The organism is Kitasatospora sp. NPDC091257 (assembly GCF_044757675.1).
Taxonomy (GTDB): domain Bacteria; phylum Actinomycetota; class Actinomycetes; order Streptomycetales; family Streptomycetaceae; genus Kitasatospora; species Kitasatospora lactacystinica.
Genome location: NZ_JBIVVI010001284.1, coordinates 1 through 2,466, shown reverse-complemented (window position 1 = coordinate 2,466; position 2,466 = coordinate 1). Strand labels below are relative to the sequence as shown.

Sequence of the window (2,466 nt, the reverse complement as noted above, 5' to 3'; positions counted from 1 at the left end):
CCCCGCCCGGGGCAAGGTGCCCCGCCGGGCGATCAGGCCGGCCACCGCCAGCACCCCGGCCGCCTGGCCGCCGCCCACCAGTCCCGCCGTCCCGGCCGCCCAGCCGTGCGCCCGGGCGAGCAGCGGACCGAGCAGTGACACCACCGGCAGCAGCGCCCCGGCCGCAGCGCCGGTGAGCAGCAGGGCGGCCCGCAGCAGCGGGTCGGCCACGGCGAGCCGGACGCCGGACGCCGCCTCGCGGAGCAGTCCCGCCCGCGGACCGGACGGCCCGTCCTCCGGGGGCCGCACCCGCAGCAGAACCAGCAGCACGACCCCGAAACTCGCCGCGTCCGCCAGCGCCGCGCCGGACAGCCCGCCGGCCGCGACCAGCAGGCCGCCCAGCGGTGCGCCGAGCAGGACGGCGCTCTGCCCGCCGGCCTGCCGCAGGGCGAGCGCCCGGGGCAGCCGGTCCGCGGGCACCAGCCGGCGGGGCATCGAACCGCCGGCCGGGAGGTGGAAGGCGTCGACCGTCCCGATCACGGCCGCCGCCGCGACCAGCAGCCACAGCGGCGTCCCCCAGGAGGCCGCCACCAGGGCCAGCACACCGGTCGCGACCAGCATCACCGTGTCCCCGGCGAGCATCACCCGCCGGGCGCCGAAGCGGTCCGCGACCGCGCCGCCCAGCAGGACCAGCGCGGTGCGCGGCACCGTGATCGCCGTCAGGACCAGCCCGGCCGCGCCGCCGCCGTGCGCGGAGGCGGCCCAGCCGAGGGCGAAGTACAGCGCGGCGTCACCCAGCAGTCCGGCCTGGACACCGGCCAGCCAGAGCAGGTACCTCCGCGGCAGCGCGGCCCGCGGAGCGACAGTGGCAGTGGCAGTGGCAGTGGTCATGCCGGGCGACGCTAGGGCCCTCGACCCGGTCGAGGGCAAGCGCGGCTACCGCCGGACCACCGGCTCCTGCAGCTCGGTGACCCACCCGGCCCGGTCCTCCGGGCACTCCAGGTACAGCTCCCGGGCGTAGCCGGCCGAGCGGTAGCCGTTCTCCTCGATGAAGCGGGCCAGTTCCTGGCCGGTGCCCAGCACGTCGTCCATCGGACCGCGGTGCACGATCGTCGCCGCCTCCTCGATCGGCGGCAGGTCGAGCACCTCGAAGTCGTGCTCACCCGGCCGCACCGACGGGCCCACCGGGACGGCCACCAGGACCAGCACCGAGCCGTTGCCCTCCGGCGCGTCCTGGTAGCGGGCGACGGACGGGCCGGCCGCCTCGACCCCGGCCGCGGCCAGCCTCCGGCACAGTTCGGCGAACAGCGGCCCGATCACCGGGCCGATGTCCTCCGGCTCGTAACTCGTGGCCGCACCGGCCAGTTGGGCCACCCGGACGGACGGCACCCGCTTCACCACGACATCGTGTGCGGACATGGTCCCCTCGCTCTCGATCGTCCGGAGCCTCGCCTCCACCCGGGCCAGCCGCAGCTCGTCGGCGGCGATCGCCTCGGCGAGCTGGGCCCGCCGCAGCCGCAGCATGCCGCGCAGTTCGGCCGCGTCCACCTGCTCGTCCAGGACGGCGCGCACCTGCTGCAGGGTGAAGCCGAGCTCCTTGAGCGCGATCACCCGGTTGAGCCGGGCCAGTTGGGACGCCTCGTAGGAGCGGTACCCGCTGACCGGGTCCACCCGGGCGGGCCGCAGCAGCCCGATCGCGTCGTAGTGGCGCAGCATCCGTACCGACACCCGGCCGTGGCTGGCGAAGTCTCCGATGTTCAACATGATGCGCCCACTCCATCCCCTGCCACCGTGTCAGGGTCAACCCGGCCGTCCGGGAAACACCGAGGGCGGGTGGTTCTCCTACCGGCGGAGAGCGTGGGATTCGAACCCACGGTACGGGGTCACCGCACGACAGTTTTCAAGAACAATTCCGTCGTACCACCCGCAACGGTCCTGACCAGGGGTGACGCCCTATCAACGTTGCCACTTCTTAGTCATGGCCCACAGCTGGCCCAGGACCGGGATGAGCTACTCCCGCTCGATCACGTAGACCTGGCTGGCGCGGAGGGTGAGCACTCGGCTCCCCTCGCCATCCGTGAAGTGGATGAAGTCCCCCTCCACCCTGTACGACTCGGCCTCCACGGTGCGGGCTTCGCTATACCCAGCGTTGATCTTGTACTTGGCCATCGCGGTCAGCCCTTCGGGGGGAACGGGTCATTGCCGGGCTTGATCGTGCGCTTATCGCCGATCGAGCCGTCCCGGCGGTGGCGAACAACCTCACCTCCGCCAGCGTTACGAACAGCAGCGGCGGCGCGCTGGTCGGCCTCCGCCTGGGTGGACGTGACGGCGATTGCTCGCGCGGCACCCTCGTACTTCGCCTGCCACGCGCCGTCCGGACGCTGCGTCACGTGTGCGGTCTTGGGCCTGCCGGCCATGGGCTATCCCCTCTGAGGCGTGCACCACGTACGGCGGATGCCCCTTGGTAGCCGGGCTACGGCGGGGTAG

Annotated in this window: 4 protein-coding genes; all 4 read right to left on the bottom strand. The window is 73.7% G+C overall.

Annotated features, from left to right (window positions below; translation table 11 throughout):
• Positions 1–870, bottom strand: an 870-nt coding sequence (locus ACIQOV_RS37370) for an MFS transporter (RefSeq protein WP_401055239.1), incomplete at its 3' end; no start/stop codon positions are given.
• Positions 871–915: 45 nt separating this feature from the next.
• Positions 916–1,743, bottom strand: coding sequence for a MerR family transcriptional regulator (locus ACIQOV_RS37365; protein WP_401055238.1), 828 nt, complete (start codon positions 1,741–1,743; stop codon positions 916–918).
• 246 nt (positions 1,744–1,989) lie between these two features.
• On the bottom strand, positions 1,990–2,148 hold the full coding sequence (locus tag ACIQOV_RS37360) for a hypothetical protein (protein WP_401055237.1): 159 nt from the start codon (positions 2,146–2,148) through the stop codon (positions 1,990–1,992).
• A gap of 5 nt (positions 2,149–2,153) precedes the next feature.
• Positions 2,154–2,396, bottom strand: a complete 243-nt coding sequence (locus tag ACIQOV_RS37355; RefSeq protein WP_401055236.1) for a DUF2188 domain-containing protein — start codon at positions 2,394–2,396, stop codon at positions 2,154–2,156.
• Between the last annotated feature and the right edge of the window lie 70 nt (positions 2,397–2,466).